Consider the following 16,817-nt stretch of genomic DNA (forward strand, 5'->3'; position numbering starts at 1 on the left):
TAAACGGCGACCTTTTACTCTCTAAAATTTAGCCTCATCTAATTAACATATAAAAACTCTTGAATAATGACCTCTATTACTTTTTCTCAACTCATAGAACAACTCAAAAAACCTGAATTTTATCCCCATCCTGTAGTCGAACCCATCAAAGTTGTTCAAACTCATATTTCTGCTGTTTTTCTAACAGGAGACTATGCCTACAAAATTAAAAAACCGGTAAATTTTGGCTTTTTAGACTTTTCCACTCTAGAAAAGCGAGAACATTTTTTAAATCAAGAACTGGCCATGAATAAACCGGTGGCTTCGGAAATTTATTTAGAAATATTACCGATTACTCAAGAAGGAGATCAATTAAAATTAGGTGAAGGCGGCCAGGCAGTAGAATATGTCTTAAAAATGCGGCAGTTTCCGCAAGAATGTTTATTTAGTAGTCTATTTGAAGCGGGAAAATTAACCGAATCTCAGATTCAAGAATTAGGCAAACTGGTAGCCCAATTTCATGCTCAAACCCGAACCGATGATTATATCAAAAGTTTTGGAGAAATCGAAAAGATCAAACAAGCCTTTGATGAAAACTATCAGCAGACAGATAAATATATAGGAATTGCCCAAACGCAAAAACAATTTGAGGAAACCCAAGCCTATACCGAGAAATTTTTTGCCGAAAAAGGAGAGCTATTCAAACAACGCCGAGAGCAAGATAAAATCCGAGAAAGTCATGGAGACTTACATCTAAAAAATATCTGTTTGTGGAACAACAAAATCTATCTATTTGATCGCATAGAATTCAATGAGCCTTTTCGGTTTGTCGATGTCATGTATGATGTAGCATTTGCCGTCATGGACTTGGATGCTAGAGGAAGAAAAGACTTAGGAAATATCTTTTTAAACACCTATATAGAACAAACCGGAGATTGGGAAGGGTTACAAGTTTTACCCCTATATCAAAGCCGCCAAGCTTATGTAAGAGCAAAAGTCACCTCATTCTTATTAGATGATCCCTCCATCGAAGAATCAGTCAAACAAGAAGCCATAAAAGCCGCTAGTGATTATTATCGCCAAGCCTGGGAATATACCCAACAAAAAAGCGGCAAACTAATCTTAATGTCCGGCTTATCCGGTTCAGGAAAAAGCACAGTCGCGCAAAAATTAGCCGCCGACATAAACGCCATTCATCTAAGATCTGATGCCGTGCGTAAACATTTAGCCGCTATTCCCCTTTCCGAAAAAGGCGGGCCCGAAATTTATACCCCCGAAATGAGTCAAAAAACTTACCATCGCTTATTAGAATTAGGCATAATGTTAGTTAAAGCCGGCTACCCAGTCATCTTAGATGCGAAGTATGATCGAAGAGAATGGCGAGCAGGAGCCATCGCTTTTGCCGAGTCTGAAAACATCCCCTTAGAGATCCTCTATTGTACAGCCCCCTTGGAAATATTAAGCGAGCGCCTACAAACCCGAAGCGGAGATATCTCCGATGCAACCCCTGACTTACTGGCTTCTCAACAAACCCACTTTGAAGCCTTTAGCGAAATAGAACAGCCCTATGTTAAAACCCTAGACACCACAGCCGGTAACTGATGGCTCATAACTTTTAACAGTTTACTCAATTAAGTAGCCAAACATTCCTGAGAAACGTTAACATAAGTTAACAAGACGGGAATCTTACCGAAGCCATAAATCGATCATCCTAATTGCTCAACCCTAGGAGGCGTAAAGCGTGAAAAATAACAATAATAAAAGATGGCGCAATGCAGGGCTATATGCACTGTTAGCAATTGTCGTCATTGCTTTAGCAACAGCATTTTTAGATCAACAGCCTCAACCCAGAAGTACCTGGAAATATAGTGAATTTTTAGATCAAGTTAGACAAGGCAAAGTCGAAAGAGTACAACTGAGCGCGGATCGCGCTGAAGCCAGAGTTCCCACTCAAAACGGTCAGTATGTTACCGTAAATCTGCCCAATGACCCCCAATTAGTCAACATTTTGGCTGAAAACGGCGTAGATATTGTAGTACGCCCACAAACGAATGACGGGATGTGGTTCCGCGCTCTCAGTAGCCTATTCTTCCCCATTCTGTTATTAGTTGGCTTATTTTTCTTACTCAGACGCGCCCAAAGCGGACCCGGTTCACAAGCGATGAACTTCGGCAAGTCTCGCGCCAGAGTGCAAATGGAACCCCAAACCCAAGTTACTTTCGGGGATGTAGCGGGAATAGAACAAGCTAAACTCGAACTCGCTGAAGTAGTAGACTTCCTCAAAAATGCGGACCGCTTCACCGCTATTGGGGCAAAAATTCCCAAAGGGGTGCTATTAGTCGGACCTCCCGGGACAGGTAAAACCTTACTCGCCCGGGCCGTTGCTGGAGAAGCCGGTGTGCCGTTCTTCAGTATCTCAGGTTCAGAATTCGTGGAAATGTTCGTCGGGGTTGGTGCTTCTCGGGTGCGAGACTTGTTTGAACAAGCAAAAGCTAATGCTCCCTGTATCGTCTTCATCGATGAAATTGATGCCGTAGGCCGTCAACGGGGTGCAGGTTTAGGCGGCGGTAACGATGAACGCGAACAAACCTTAAACCAATTACTCACCGAAATGGACGGGTTTGAAGGCAATACCGGCATCATTATTATAGCCGCTACTAACCGTCCTGATGTTCTCGATGCCGCCCTATTACGTCCCGGACGTTTTGACCGTCAGGTAGTGGTAGATCGCCCTGACTATGCAGGACGCAAAGAAATTCTCAAAGTTCACGCTCGTGGTAAAACCTTAGCGGCAGATGTAGACCTCGATAAAATTGCGCGTCGGACTCCTGGGTTCACCGGTGCAGACCTCGCTAACCTGTTAAATGAAGCGGCTATCTTAGCGGCGCGTCGTAACCTCACCGAAATTTCGATGGATGAGGTGAATGATGCTATTGACAGAGTTCTCGCCGGTCCCGAGAAAAAGAGCCGCGTAATGAGCGAAAAACGCAAAACTCTAGTAGCCTATCATGAAGCCGGTCACGCTTTAGTGGGTGCTTTAATGCCAGACTACGACCCAGTACAAAAAATTAGTATTATTCCTCGCGGACGTGCCGGTGGGTTAACTTGGTTTACCCCCAGTGAAGACCGTATGGAGTCTGGGTTATATTCTCGTTCTTACCTACAAAATCAAATGGCAGTCGCTTTAGGCGGTCGTCTCGCTGAAGAAATTGTTTTCGGAGAAGAAGAAGTTACCACAGGCGCGTCTAATGACCTGCAACAAGTGGCCCGAGTAGCGCGTCAGATGGTGACTCGTTTCGGAATGAGTGATCGTTTAGGACCTGTGGCCCTAGGTCGTCAAAATGGCAATGTTTTCCTAGGTCGGGAAATTGCTTCAGACCGAGATTTTTCTGATGAAACGGCGGCGGCTATTGATGAAGAAGTGAGAAACTTAGTGGATCAAGCTTATCGTCGTGCCAAAGAAGTTTTAGTTAATAACCGTCACATTCTCGATAAGTTAGCGGATATGCTCATCGAGAAAGAAACGGTAGACGCAGAAGAGTTACAAGATGTGTTGGCTACAAATGATGTGAGAATGGCGGCATTAACTTAATACTTTTCAGTGTTGTCTGACCTACATTTGATGAAAGCAGTACCTACGGGTGCTGTTTTTTTATGAGGAAAGTTAATTCAAAAATGTGGACTCTGGAATAACCCTTCAACGCCCTAACCCTGAAGGGTTGGGCTATACGAACAAAGCCCGCCTGCGCGGGCTTAATTTTTTAATTTATAAACCATTTCTTAGTCTTTTAAATAACCTTTGGGAAACTTATAATTTATTAGCTTTACCCGATGGGTTTAACTGGAGTCAGTTAAGTAAGCGCTATGTCAAAAAGGTTAAAGCTATCCTTCAAGAAAATAAAGAATTACGAGAGATTTTTATTTCTAGCCGCTTAGATGAAATAGCCGAGAATACCCAAACTGAGATTAAACCCAATTTTGATTTAATTAAATATCAAGAAACTCTACAAGAAAGGTATGGGAATCTTCCTCTAGATAATTTACATCATTCCATTCTAGACCGTAGAATTAAACTTTGGGGAATTTTTATAGCTCAAAATGTGCGAGAATGTCAAGAGTATTTACCAAAAGTTTATGAAATTCCCAAAGAGTATCAACGCCGCTTAAAAGAAACTGGACAATTAGATAAAGAGTTAACGTTAGAAGAATTAGAAAAATTACAAAAAATTTATTCTAGTCAACCCATTCGCTCAGTTTTAGAGGTTATTGAAGACAAAAAATATAAATATGTTGTCATTTTAGGCGATCCAGGTGCAGGAAAATCAACCTTATTGAAATATTTAGCGATAAAATGGACAGAATTACCGATTAAAGAATTAACGGTTAAACCGATTCCTTTATTAATAGAATTAAGAGATTATATCCGCAGTCGAGAAGAAAAAGAATGTCAAACTTTTCTAGAATTTATTCATAAAAGTAGTGGATGGGTAGGACACCTCAATCAGCATGATTTACACGAAACCCTGAAAAAGGGCAATGCTTTAGTCATGTTTGATGGCTTAGATGAAGTGTTTGATTTAGGACAAAGACAAACTGTCATCAATCAAATTCATGATTTAACCCAAAATTATCCGAATATTCAGGTTATTGTTACCTCTCGTGTGATTGGATATCAACCCTCTCAGTTGCGAGATGCCGAATTTTATCACTTTATGATTCAAGATTTGGATGAAAAGCAGATCGATGAATTTCTCGAAAAATGGCACAATTTTACCTGTGATAATGAACGAGATAGACAGCCAAGTCAGGAACGGTTAAAACAAGCAATTAACAATTTTTCATCTATCGAAGAGTTAGCGGGAAATCCTCTACTGTTAACTATGATGGCCATTTTAAACCGTTCCCAAGAATTACCGAGAGATAGAGCAGAATTATATAATCAATGTTCGCGGATATTGTTATATCAGTGGGATTTTGGACGAGCATTAGTTGAAGATAAACGCATAGACCCTAAAGTTATTGATTATAAAGATAAACAGGCGCTTTGCCGGCAAGTTGCCTATTTTATGCAGTCTAATGAACAAGGTTTGGCCGGGAATTTAATTAGCGGCGATGATTTAGAAAGGATTTTGCGAGATTATTTGAAAACTCTTGAGATTTCTAATCCGAGAGATATTGCAAAATTGATCATTCATCAGTTGCGGCATCGGAATTTTATTTTATGTCTCTTGGGGGCGGATTATTATGCGTTTGTTCATCGAACGTTTTTAGAGTATTTCTGTGCTTCGGAGTTTGTGTGGAGGTTTAAGGAGTCACAGACGTTATCTAGAGAGGAGTTAAAAACTGGAGTTTTTGGACAACATTGGCGCGATGAAACTTGGCATGAGGTTTTAAGGTTAATTGCTGGACAAATTGAACCGAAGTTTGTGGGGCAAGTGATTGAGTATTTGATGAGTCAGGACGGGGAAGGGGATAAGTTTCTTAATGTATTTTTGGCGGCGGATTGTTTAAATGAGGTGAGAAATCGGAAGGAAATTCAGGAGATTGAGGATAAGTTATTAGTTCAGATTAAAGAGTTACTGTATTATGACGATATTGACGAAGCTTTAAAACGTGATGATGAAGAAAAATTGTCTTTAATTTTAAATATTCGTCGGGAAGCCATGAAATTTATGGCTATTATTTGGCATGATGCTCCTAATACTCTAGCTTACATCAAAACCCTTGCCCAATCCGATCAACATGAGTTTGTGCGAGGGATAGCAATAGAACAATTAGCCCAACAGTATCGTGATGACCCCGAGATCAAAGAAATCCTCAAAACCTGTGCCCAATCCGATCAACATGAGGGTGTGCGAGGGATAGCAATAGAACAATTAGCCCAACAGTATCGTGATGACCCCGGTATCCAAGAATTCCTCAAAACCTGTGCCCAATCTGATCAAGATTCGTGGGTGCGAGGGATAGCAATAGAACAATTAGCCCAACAGTATCGTGATGACCCCGGTATCCAAGAATTCCTCAAAACCTGTGCCCAATCTGATCAAGATTCGTGGGTGCGACGGACGGCAATAGAACAATTAGCCCAACAGTATCGTGATGACCCCGGTATCCAAGAATTCCTCAAAACCTGTGCCCAATCTGATCAAGATTCGTGGGTGCGACGGACGGCAATAGAACAATTAGCCCAACAGTATCCTGATGACCCCGGTATCCAAGAATTCCTCAAAACCTTTGCCCAATCCGATCAAGATAAGTTCGTGCGAGGGGAGGCAATAGAACAATTAGCCCAACAGTATCGTGATGACCCCGGTATCCAAGAATTCCTCAAAACCTTTGCCCAATCCGATCAAGATTCGTGGGTGCGAGGGAAGGCAATAGAACAATTAGCCCAACAGTATCGTGATGACCCCGGTATCCAAGAATTCCTCAAAACCTTTGCCCAATCCGATCAAGATTCGTGGGTGCGAGGGAAGGCAATAGAACAATTAGCCCAACAGTATCGTGATGACCCCGGTATCCAAGAATTCCTCAAAACCTTTGCCCAATCCGATCAAGATTCGTGGGTGCGACGGACGGCAATAGTACAATTAGCCCAACAGTATCGTGATGACCCCGGTATCCAAGAATTCCTCAAAACCTTTGCCCAATCCGATCAAGATTCGTGGGTGCGACGGACGGCAATAGAACAATTAGCCCAACAGTATCCTGATGACCCCGGTATCCAAGAATTCCTCAAAACCTTTGCCCAATCCGATCAAGATAAGTTCGTGCGAGGGAAGGCAATAGAACAATTAGCCCAACAGTATCCTGATGACCCCGACATCAAAGAATTCCTCAAAACCTGTGCCCAATCTGATCAAGATTCGTGGGTGCGACGGACGGCAATAGAACAAATAGCCCAACAGTATCCTGATGACCCTGAGAGCAAAGAAATCCTCAAAACCTGTGCCCAATCTGATCAAGATGAGGATGTGCGAGAAACGGCAATAAAACAATTAGCCGCACACTATAAAGATGACTCAACCCTATTTGAATTCTTGTCTCAATGCGCCTTAAAAGATCCCTTTCAGCGCCCAGAAAATATGGATACTAATCCCCGTAAAACTGCCTTAGAATGCCTTGTCAAATTATTCCCCAACCATTCCCAATTACCAGCATTATTACAAGATAGATTAAATAATGATGCTGATGAGAAGGTGAGAGAGTATGTTAGGTCAGTTATTAGTGAACAAATGAAGTTGGACAAAATTTAGCGATAGAATTAGGTCGTATCCTAGAAACCAAACTCACTGTTATTCAAATCAAAACTCGTTTGGAGAACTTACAATGACACACAAAAACCTAAATGAACAAGAACTGCAAGAAATTATGGAACTGGCAAAAAAAGCTGAACAACAAGCCAAACAGATGTGTGAAGTAATTATAACTCATGCCGCTACCTATGAAAAATGGTGTGAAGAAACCAAAAATCCAAAAGTTTCATTACCTTTAAAATCAAACTAAAGTCAAGTTAATTATGAATAATCATTTTATTATGCCCGATCCGTCTGTTGATGAAAGATTAATTAATAATTTACGTCGTGCCCATCTGGATATAAAAGATGTGGGATTACAATTAGAGGAAGTAATTGCTAAATTTGATTAAACTTTACGCAAACAAAGGTTAGAACGCAACAAAAAATAATCATGAAATCTAATTATACTATCATTATTCAATGGTCTGATGAAGATAATTGTTATGTCGTTAGCCTTCCTGAATGGGGTCAATTTTGTCATACTCATGGCGACACCTATCAAGAAGCTTTGACCAATGCTCAAGAAGTTTTAGACTTATTGATAGAAAGCTCTTTAGAGAATGGTGAACCTTTACCATTACCTAATACTTATTCGACTTCGAGAAATGCGGCTTAATTAAAGGGTTATTTTTCAATTTTTCGCCAGAAGTTATCAATTGTGCAAGAAGTATAATATAACACCTTTACCCTTTGCCGCTTATCCTTTTCCCCCCCTCGTTGCTTAACTTTCTTCACAATCAAAGCAAACTCCCCTAGCCGCCAAATAATATCCTTTTCAGGGTTTATCGCTCTTTTGATGGATATAAAAGTTATATCTCAAGAGTGAGGCAAATAACCCCCAAAACAAGGCAAAAATTAGATATGACACAAAGCAAAAAGAACGTAACCAAGCTCTCTTAGGTATTTAATCTCTCCAGCTTAAATTCTTCCTGTATTGAAACTCAGGATCAACAGGCTGAGAAAAACAATGCGTAAGCAGCTTATTTGTGTAATTTAAAGTGATTTTTTAAATGGAGAATAAAAATGGCTTTGGGTAAACACAGACGTGCGGTGGGTATCTTTCCTACCCGAAACGACGCAGAAGTCGCCCTTCACGAACTGAGAGACTCGGGATTTCCGATGGATAGAGTTTCAGTAGTGGTGCGCGATGCAGACAAACATGATGATATTGCTGGAGCCGATGTTAGTGATAACGTTGGCAATAAAGCCGATGATGGAGCAAAAACCGGAGCTTTAACCGGTGGAGCTTTAGGAGGATTAACCGGTTTACTCGTAGGACTAGGCGCTTTAGCCATTCCCGGAATTGGTCCTGTCATGTTAGCCGGAGCCACCGCCACCACCATCGCAACGACAATCTCTGGCGGTTTGATCGGTGCTGTAAGCGGCGGAATTATCGGCGCTCTGATAGGTTTAGGTATTCCCGAAGAAAGAGCGAGAGTTTATAACGAAAGAGTTTCCCGAGGACAATATTTAGTCATTGTCGATGGAAGCGATGACGAAATTGCTAGAGCAGAAGCCATATTAAGAAACCGAGGGATTGAAGAATTTGGCATCTATGATATTCCCGGTGCTGATGTCTCTCCCGAGTATGTTACCCCCGTCGCTTCTACCCCGGTGACTGGTGTTAGTCCTCTCTCCAATAAACAAGCCATAGGTTATTTTAATCATTATCAGGATGCTCAACGGGCGATCGCCGAACTTAGAGAAGATGGCTTTCCCCTTAACCAAATTTCTCTAGTGGGTGAACGTTTTGATCGCCGCGAACCCTTCGCTGGCATAGAACTATTAGATCGCTTTAACGGTTCGAGATTAGGATTACCTGAAGAACGGACTCGCTATTTTAGCGATCGCATCAAACGGGGAGATTATGTGGTGATTGTCAGAGGTACTGAAGCTGAAATCCGCCGCGCGGCAGTCATTTTCAACAATCACAGAATTCAAGAGTGGCACATTTATGACCCCACTGCGATTAATACCTCTGTTTCCTCAGATTATGTCGCTCCTACCCCGGGAATAGGTCTTCACCGTCGTGCTGTGGGGATTCTTCCCAACCGTCGAGCCGCAGAAACCGCGCTTGGCGAACTGAGAGATTCCGGTTTTCCGATGGATAGAGTGTCTCTGATTGCCAAAGACGACCACAAAGGCCCGATCGCGGGGACTAACGTAGGTCATGGTAATAAGGCAGATGAAGGCGCTAAAACCGGTGCAGCTACTGGTGGAGTCTTAGGCGGTTTAACCGGCTTATTAGTGGGTCTTGGGACTTTAGCGATTCCTGGATTTGGTCCTGTGATCTTAGCGGGAACCGCAGCTACCACCCTGGCCACCACTCTTGCAGGCGGGGCCATTGGTGCGGCAGCCGGTGGTTTAGGCGGCGCTTTAATCGGTTTAGGGGTTCCTGAAGACCGAGCTAGACATTACAACGAACGCATAGCTAGAGGCGGTTATCTGTTGATCGTGGACGGTACTGAAGAAGAAATACGCCGTGCTGAGTCCATTCTCAACCGTTGGGGTGTAGAAGATTGGGGAATTTATGATGCGCCTCGTACTCGTGTATCTAATGTCTCTGCTGATAGAGACCCTCTTGCTGTTCATACTCCTTCTCCCCTCCCAACCCCGGCAGTGGGTACTGGACTAACCGGAGTCGGTGCAGGAGTCGCTGGAGTCGCTCATCACAGACAACGCCGCGCTGTGGGGGTTCTTCCCAACCGTCGAGCCGCAGAAACCGCGCTTGGTGAACTGAGAGATTCCGGTTTTTCGATGGATAGAGTGTCTCTCATTGCCAAAGACGACCACCAAGGACCTATTGGAGGTACCCAGGTGGGTCACGGGAATAAGGCAGATGAAGGTGCTAAAACCGGTGCGGCTACTGGTGGAGTCTTAGGCGGCTTAACCGGCTTATTAGTGGGTCTTGGGACTTTAGCACTTCCTGGCATTGGCCCTGTTCTCTTAGCAGGAACCGCAGCCACCACACTAGCCACCACTCTTGCAGGTGGGGCCATTGGTGCGGCAGCCGGCGGTTTAGGCGGGGCTTTAATCGGTTTAGGGGTTCCTGAAGACCGAGCTAGACATTACAACGAACGCATAGCTAGAGGCGGTTATCTGTTGATCGTGGACGGTACTGAAGAAGAAATTCGCCGTGCTGAGTCCATTCTCAACCGTTGGGGTGTAGAAGATTGGGGAATTTATGATGCGCCTGATGCTGATGTGACCCGGAGTCAGGATTATCCTACTCGTGCAGTGGAACATCAGGCAGAAGTTCAAACTGTTGACCATGAACCCAAGGTCATCATTGTAGATCATCGCAATGAAGTTCTCTAGCTTTGGTTCTGGTCGAGTTTTTTGATCATTGACAAATTTTAGTGGAGTCAGATTTTAAAAAATTCAATAAATACTGCTCCACTAATCAAAAAATTTTATTCCTTTATTAATTCTATTGGTGAAAAAGAAAATGAAAAAGATTGCTACCGTTTTATTAAGCAGTGTTTTACTGGTCGGTGCTGTTGCTTGTCAAGATGTATCCAAAACCAGTTCCGATTCTCCAGATTCTCCTCAAGCAAGTCCCTCAGCACCCACACAAGATACTGTTAAAGATAGCCAAGAGGATGCTCAAAGCCAAGTCCGTCGTGATCAGCTTAATTCTGATATCCGAGCCAATGAACAGCGCAATAATGCTTTTAATGGCAGTGATCAACAAAGATCCGATGATCAAATTGAAACTGAGGTACGCTCTAAATTAGAAGCGAATATTCCCAAGAGTCAGTTAGCTGTTGAGGCTGAAAAGGGAGTTGTAACCATCAATGGAACGGTTCCAGATCAGCAAGATATCCAAAAGATTGATCCTTTAGCAATGCAAATTAAAGGAGTTAAGAGCGTTCAAAATAAAGCGACTTATGCCCCTCCTACCAACGATAATCAACAGAATAACCAGGGACAAAATCAAAATAAACAGTAATTTAAGCTCGTTTTAGCCAAAACCCCAGGCATTTTAAGCGTAAAAAAGTTAACAACGGCTAGTTAAGTGGTCTATACCCACCCGACTAGCCGTAAGCTCTAGTTTTTTGAGTTAGCGACTCACCTGTTGAACCAAGGCCATGACATCGCTGCGGCTCAATTTATCTTTTCCGAGGGCCAACACTTCTAAAGTTCCATAAGCTAAGGCTAAAGGAATTTTACAAAAGTCTAAGGCAGGCCCATGAGGAAGAGATTTCGTATAATAATCAGCTAGTTTTAGGTTACGACGGGCATAAGCGTGTATATCTTCTGCACGCCATCCACTAGGGAAGAAATCAACCCCTCTACGTAAGTCTTCACTGTGATTACGGGCAATATTAACGGCTTGTAAACCTCGTCCAAAACCGATGGCATGAGTACGGTTTGTTTGAGTTCCATCATACCAAGCCCAGAGATCGCAAAGTAGTAGCCCTACTGCACCCGCGACACTAAACGTATAACGATCTAAATCTGATTCTGTGGTAATCTTCCAGTTATTGTCAGCCCAGTAAGCCATACGATCAGCCATAGCGGCTGTGGCATCCCAAATGCGAGGAGCAATGGTGTCAGGAGCGAGTAATACCCATTCTCCTAGCCGCAAAGTCACTTCCGGAAGTACATCTTGATAGGAATGTAAACCGACGGAGAATTTATCTACAGTTGAGTTTTCTACGGCTGCCTGTAAATTGAGGCTAATTTGACGTAAAATTCTAGCTTTGGTGAAGTTATCTAAGGCGCTATGATCTTCGACTTCATCAATGGCACGCATACAAAGGTATGCAGAAGCCACAGCTTCCTGTAGTTGATCGGGTAGACGACTGATAGGTATATAAAATGTCCGGCTCGTTTCTTTGAGAACACTTAAAGCATTATCACGAAAATTCATTCAATTAACTCCTCACGCCACTTTATGCACTAGCATACACTTTATATTTGTGAGATCCACTTTGACTATTGTGAAGTTCCTAACGAAAAGATGCTGTCTATTGTATTACGGTTAGCCTAGATTTGAATTCATGAAAACTCCCTTAATTGTTATTTGTGGTCCCACTGCAAGCGGTAAAACTGGGTTAGCCATAGATCTTGCTACGCGCCTCAACTCAGTCATTGTTAGTGCCGACTCTCGTCAAGTTTATCGAGAGTTCGATATTGGTACAGCCAAACCTTCTGCTGATGAACAAACGTTAGTCCCCCATTACTTGATTGATATCTGTGATCCAACTGAGATTTTAACTTTAGCGCAGTATCAAGAAAAAGCTCAAGCAATCATTGCTTTATCCCCTTCCCCAAAACAGCTAGAACCACCACACCGCAACAATTTCGCTGTGTTTTTGGTTGGGGGAACGGGTTTATACATTAAGTCTATCGTTAGAGGGATGAAAATTCCTCGGGTATCCCCTCAGCCGCTTTTGCGATCGCAGCTTGAAGCTTTAGGTCAAGATCAACTTTATCAGTTTTTGTCTCAAGTTGATCCTCTAGCCGCTCAAAAAATTCATGCCCATGATCAGATAAGAACCATTCGCGCTTTAGAAGTGTTTTATGTGACGGGTAAGCCTATCTCCAGTCAACAAGGGGAAAATCCTCCAGATTACCCGATTCTACAAATTGGTTTAGATTGTGAGCCGCAAGAGTTAAGGAAGCGAATTGAACGACGTACACAACAAATGATCGAAGCGGGATTAGTACAAGAAGTAGAAAAGCTAATCAATAAATATGGTGAGAATTTACCCTTATTAGAAACTTTAGGATATGCAGAAATTAAACAATATTTAATCGGGGAAATTTCTTTATCTGAAGCGTCAGATTTAACGGTACTGCACACCGCACAATTTGCTAAACGTCAACGGACTTGGTTTAGGGCTAATGTTGAAATTCAATGGTTTGATGCTCAAGCTGCCGACTTATTGGAGCAGGTTTTGCAACATTTACAGGCATTTTTAAATTCAACAAATAAAGCAGGGACTTAACTATTTATGCCCCTGCCTGAAGTTCGGTTTTGGAGTTTTATTTCTCCAAATTTTCGACAGAGAAGTTATACTACATCTTCTTCTTTATGAGTTTCGATAACGCAATCAGAAGTCGGATAAGCAACACAAGTTAACACATAGCCGGCATCGATCTGATCATTGTCCAAGAAATTCTGATCAGATTGATCAACAGTTCCAGAGACGAGTTTACCAGTACAAGTAGAACAAGAACCAGCACGACAAGAGAAAGGAATGTCTATCCCTTCGTCGTCTACAGCAACGTCTAGAATGTATTCATCATCAGGAACCTCAATAACTTTGTCGCCATCGGGTGTTCTTAAGGTAACTTTATAGGTTGCCATCTGTTTCTCCTCTTTATTGTTGTTAAAACGGCAGTCTTGGATGATTAATGAAACTTATCTCACTTGAGCAGTTCAAGATGCTAAGTAAGAATGTTAGTATAATGCTTCCTCTTGATGAGTAAGGATAACGCTATCAGCAGTTGGATAAGCCACACAGGTGAGAACATAACCAGCCTGAATCTGATCGTCATCTAAGAAAGACTGGTCACTTTGATCTACACTACCGGATTCGATTTTACCAGCACAGGTGGAACAAGCACCTGCACGACAGGAATAAGGCAACTCTAAGCCGGCTTCTTCAGCCGCATCTAGAATGTACTCATCATCGGCAACATCGATGATTTTTTCCTCACCGGTGTCCAGTTTAAGAGTCACTTTGTAAGTGGTCATCTGTCTTCTCCTCGCAAATTTTTTTATAAAGGCAGTCTTGATTGACCAAACAAGCTTACCTAGGGCTTGAACAATTCAAGGTGAGTTAAGCTTCATTTTTGATACTACGGGAAAAATATCCTTTGTTTGACTCGCATTAGTAATGAGATTCTTAAATAAACTTAAAATAAGTTTTTTTAATATATTAAAAGTCCCAGTATGATACCATAATTTGGCAATATATATACACCTGAAAATCTTATATTATAAGCATTTTAATCTCTCCAGTTGTGCCCCTTTCCCAGCTTAAACTGACCATAAATCAGTATTAGTTATAATTATATAGATCATTTATCCATAAACACTTATGACTAAAATTAAGGTCGGGATAGTAGGAACCGGATATACGGCTAAACGCCGAGCAGAGGCTTTACAACAAGACGAACGCGGCTCTTTAAAGTTTGTAACCGGTCATAGTCCCGAAAATTTAGCTTTTTTTTGCCAAACTTATCAAATTAAAAGCCTCAATTCCTGGCAAGAGTTAGTCACTCATCCTGAAATTGATTTAGTGATTGTCTGTACTATTAACTGTGATCATGGCAAAATTGTCCGCGCCGCCCTAGAAGCGGGTAAGCACGTTGTGACTGAATATCCTTTGAGTTTAAGTGTGTCTGAGGCAGAAGATTTAATGGCTTTATCTCAACAACTGGGTAAACTCCTCCACGTAGAACATATTGAATCACTTGGCGGCTTACACCAAGCCATGCGTCAGCATTTACCGCATATTGGTAATATTTTTTATGGTCGTTACTCGACCCTTAGCCCTCAAAAACCTGTTAAGCGCAGTTGGAATTATCATAAAACCCTGTTCGGCTTTCCTTTGATGGCTGCCCTATCTCGAATTCATCGCTTTACGGATTTATTTGGTACAGTTATCTCTGTAAGCTGTGTTAACCGTTATTGGGATGTTCCAGACACCGAATATTTTACCGCTTGTTTATGTAATGCGCGGCTTCAATTTGCTAATGGTTTCATCGGCGATATTATTTATGGCAAAGGAGAGAGTTTTTCCAAGAGTGATCGCACTTTTGAGTTACAGGGAGATCAAGGCGTTTTATGGTTTCAGGGAGAACAAGGAACTTTAATTCAAAATGAGACAGTTATTCCCATTGAGGTTGGAAGCCGCCGAGGTTTATTCGCTAAAGATACTCAAATGGTTCTTGATTTTTTATTAGAAAAAAAACCTTTATATATTAGCCCTCAACAGAGTGTTTATGCCCTAAAAGTTGCTGATGCGGCTTTCAGAGCCGCCCAAACCGGACAAACTATAACTATGATTGAATGATTTAATGATTAATTCTGATGGATTTTTTTAGACAGGAGAAGTTCAATAAATGACTAATGACTAATGAATGTTGGTTAGATTTGTACTTAATTTTTGACTCGGTGAGACTCTATAGCCAACCTGAGAAAACTTGTAAGAGGAGCCACAGATTTAACCCAACAATAATAGTAGCGACAGCACCAGCAAGAAGTTTCAGCCAATTTGGATTAACAAACTCGCCCATTAAGCGACGATTACTGGTGAACATAATTAACGGAATGACAGCAAAGGGTAATTGTAAACTCAGCACAACTTGACTGAAAATTAATAGGCTTCCTGTACTTCTTTCTCCAAAGAAAATAATCGCTATTAAAGCCGGAACAATGGCTAACAATCTTGTCACTAGACGGCGCACCCAAGAAGGAAGGCGAAAATTTAAAAACCCTTCCATGACAATTTGTCCTGCTAAAGTCGCTGTTAAAGTGGAACTCTGTCCAGATGCTAATAAAGCCAAGCCAAAAATTGCACTTGCCGCACTCACTCCTAAAAGAGGTGAAAGGAGTCTATAAGCTTCTTGAATTTCGGCTACTCCGTGATAACCCGAAAAATGAAAGGTAGCGGCAGCAACAATTAAAATTGCTGAGTTAATCAATAAAGCAAAGGACAACGCTACTGTGGAATCAATCGAACCAAACTTAATCGCTTCCCATCGTTTAGTAGAAGTAGATTCCCAATCACGAGTTTGAACAATCGAGGAATGTAAATATAAATTGTGAGGCATTACCGTCGCCCCTAAAATCCCAATGGCAATGTAGAGCATTTCTGGGTTTTTAACGATTTGGGGATTGGGTAAATAGCCTTGTAAAATTGAGGCGGCTTCGGGTTGAGCAAACAGAATTTCTGCGAAAAAACACAATCCTATTGTTGCTACCAGCGTAATAATTAAGGCTTCTACATAGCGAAAACCTTTTCCTTGTAGCAATAGCAATAATAAGACATCCGAAGCTGTAATACAAATTCCCCAAATTAGAGGAATACCAAATAGTAATTGTAGAGCAATCGCACTCCCCAGTAATTCGGCTAAATCACAAGCGGCTATGGCAATCTCACACAGTACCCATAAACAAACACTAATCTTAGCACTAAAAAAATCCCGACAAGCTTGGGCTAAATCTCTTCCTGTAGCTACTCCTAATCGTACACATAAGGATTGCAGTAAAATCGCCATTAAATTCGATAAAAGAATAACTGACAGCAGAGTATAACCAAATTTAGCGCCGCCGGCGATATCAGTGGCCCAGTTTCCCGGATCCATGTATCCAACTGACACCAGATACCCAGGCCCTGCATAGGCCAACATCTTGCGCCAAAATCCTTTCCCATTGGGAATTTTAATAGAGCGGTGAACTTCAGAGAGGCTTGGTGAATTCGGGTGTGCGGACATGAGCCAAACAGGTTTTCATATTTCTTTCATAATTATAACAGTATGATGGTAAATCAAGAGGAACAGCACCTATCCAGTGGAAGA

14 protein-coding genes are annotated in these 16,817 nt (G+C 41.9%); 10 read left to right on the forward strand and 4 right to left on the reverse strand.

Annotated elements, in window-relative coordinates:
- Nucleotides 1-66 precede the first annotated feature (66 nt).
- The 8 genes from CYAN7822_RS00380 to CYAN7822_RS00405 all read left to right on the forward strand — a co-directional run bounded on the left by CYAN7822_RS00380 (nt 67) and on the right by CYAN7822_RS00405 (nt 11,229).
- Nucleotides 67-1,581: a bifunctional aminoglycoside phosphotransferase/ATP-binding protein gene (locus tag CYAN7822_RS00380; RefSeq protein WP_013320240.1), complete on the forward strand. Its 1,515-nt coding sequence runs from the start codon at nt 67-69 to the stop codon at nt 1,579-1,581.
- A 139-nt stretch (nt 1,582-1,720) separates the two neighbouring features.
- Nucleotides 1,721-3,571 carry an ATP-dependent zinc metalloprotease FtsH3 gene (gene ftsH3 / locus CYAN7822_RS00385; protein ID WP_013320241.1) on the forward strand — a complete coding sequence of 617 codons (1,851 nt, stop codon included), beginning with the start codon at nt 1,721-1,723 and terminating at the stop codon, nt 3,569-3,571.
- 85 nt (nt 3,572-3,656) lie between these two features.
- Nucleotides 3,657-7,235 (forward strand): HEAT repeat domain-containing protein, encoded by a 3,579-nt coding sequence (locus CYAN7822_RS00390; RefSeq protein WP_013320242.1) that lies wholly within the window; start codon nt 3,657-3,659, stop codon nt 7,233-7,235.
- 73 nt (nt 7,236-7,308) lie between these two features.
- On the forward strand, nt 7,309-7,485 hold the full coding sequence (locus tag CYAN7822_RS38490) for a hypothetical protein (protein ID WP_013320243.1): 177 nt from the start codon (nt 7,309-7,311) through the stop codon (nt 7,483-7,485).
- Between the two features lie 13 nt (nt 7,486-7,498).
- Nucleotides 7,499-7,627, forward strand: a complete 129-nt coding sequence (locus CYAN7822_RS40080; RefSeq protein ID WP_013320244.1) for a hypothetical protein — start codon at nt 7,499-7,501, stop codon at nt 7,625-7,627.
- Between the two features lie 41 nt (nt 7,628-7,668).
- A complete protein-coding gene (locus tag CYAN7822_RS00395) occupies nt 7,669-7,893 on the forward strand; it encodes a type II toxin-antitoxin system HicB family antitoxin (RefSeq protein WP_013320245.1) in 225 nt (74 codons plus the stop codon).
- Nucleotides 7,894-8,300: 407 nt separating this feature from the next.
- The gene (locus tag CYAN7822_RS39280) at nt 8,301-10,595 is read left to right on the forward strand and encodes a general stress protein (protein WP_013320246.1); all 2,295 of its coding nucleotides are present in this window, start codon (nt 8,301-8,303) and stop codon (nt 10,593-10,595) included.
- Nucleotides 10,596-10,725: 130 nt separating this feature from the next.
- Nucleotides 10,726-11,229, forward strand: a complete 504-nt coding sequence (locus tag CYAN7822_RS00405; RefSeq protein WP_013320247.1) for a BON domain-containing protein — start codon at nt 10,726-10,728, stop codon at nt 11,227-11,229.
- 111 nt (nt 11,230-11,340) lie between these two features.
- Here CYAN7822_RS00405 and CYAN7822_RS00410 read toward each other — a convergent pair whose 3' ends face one another.
- On the reverse strand, nt 11,341-12,153 hold the full coding sequence (locus CYAN7822_RS00410) for a squalene/phytoene synthase family protein (RefSeq protein WP_013320248.1): 813 nt from the start codon (nt 12,151-12,153) through the stop codon (nt 11,341-11,343).
- Nucleotides 12,154-12,283: 130 nt separating this feature from the next.
- Between CYAN7822_RS00410 and miaA the strand changes: the two genes are divergently transcribed.
- Nucleotides 12,284-13,234, forward strand: a complete 951-nt coding sequence (miaA, locus tag CYAN7822_RS00415; protein ID WP_013320249.1) for a tRNA (adenosine(37)-N6)-dimethylallyltransferase MiaA — start codon at nt 12,284-12,286, stop codon at nt 13,232-13,234.
- A gap of 65 nt (nt 13,235-13,299) precedes the next feature.
- Here miaA and CYAN7822_RS00420 read toward each other — a convergent pair whose 3' ends face one another.
- Nucleotides 13,300-13,596, reverse strand: coding sequence for a 2Fe-2S iron-sulfur cluster-binding protein (locus CYAN7822_RS00420; RefSeq protein ID WP_013320250.1), 297 nt, complete (start codon nt 13,594-13,596; stop codon nt 13,300-13,302).
- A 93-nt stretch (nt 13,597-13,689) separates the two neighbouring features.
- On the reverse strand, nt 13,690-13,986 hold the full coding sequence (locus tag CYAN7822_RS00425; protein ID WP_013320251.1) for a 2Fe-2S iron-sulfur cluster-binding protein: 297 nt from the start codon (nt 13,984-13,986) through the stop codon (nt 13,690-13,692).
- A 346-nt stretch (nt 13,987-14,332) separates the two neighbouring features.
- On the opposite strand from CYAN7822_RS00425, the gene CYAN7822_RS00430 reads away from it, so the two are divergent.
- Nucleotides 14,333-15,310, forward strand: coding sequence for a Gfo/Idh/MocA family protein (locus CYAN7822_RS00430; RefSeq protein WP_013320252.1), 978 nt, complete (start codon nt 14,333-14,335; stop codon nt 15,308-15,310).
- 109 nt (nt 15,311-15,419) lie between these two features.
- Here CYAN7822_RS00430 and CYAN7822_RS00435 read toward each other — a convergent pair whose 3' ends face one another.
- Nucleotides 15,420-16,733, reverse strand: a complete 1,314-nt coding sequence (locus CYAN7822_RS00435) for an Nramp family divalent metal transporter (RefSeq protein ID WP_013320253.1) — start codon at nt 16,731-16,733, stop codon at nt 15,420-15,422.
- Nucleotides 16,734-16,817: the final 84 nt, after the last annotated feature.

It is taken from the genome of Gloeothece verrucosa PCC 7822 (assembly GCF_000147335.1).
GTDB classification, from domain to species: Bacteria; Cyanobacteriota; Cyanobacteriia; order Cyanobacteriales; family Microcystaceae; genus Gloeothece; species Gloeothece verrucosa.